General features: G+C 33.2%; 1 pseudogene. It reads right to left on the reverse strand.

Annotated features, from left to right (window positions below):
- Positions 1-130: 130 nt before the first annotated feature.
- Positions 131-301: pseudogene (locus VK90_RS30045) on the reverse strand (IS4 family transposase); the annotation flags it as partial.

The following is a 301-nucleotide window of genomic DNA, read 5'->3' on the forward strand; positions in this document are numbered from 1 at the left end:
CCACACATCCATCAACTTAAGGTATATTTTTATATAAAACGCGGTCTTTTCACGTAGTATTTTATTATCGTTTATAGATGTTATAAAAGTAGGCATATCAAATAAACCCTAACGGGTTTGAATTTTTTTACTATGCTACCTGATGAGTAGAAGTGGTATACTCATACACAACGCCCAAAATATCAAAGACTGTTTTTTTCTCATATCTGTGAGATTTTTGTCCGTTTCGCTGTAGGAGGTTAAACAGACGAAGGAGAATCTTTGATAATTCTTGGGCGTTTTTATGTAATGCTTGATGAAA

It is taken from the genome of Bacillus sp. LK2 (genome assembly GCF_001043575.1).
GTDB classification, from domain to species: domain Bacteria; phylum Bacillota; class Bacilli; order Bacillales; family Bacillaceae_G; genus Bacillus_A; species Bacillus_A paramycoides.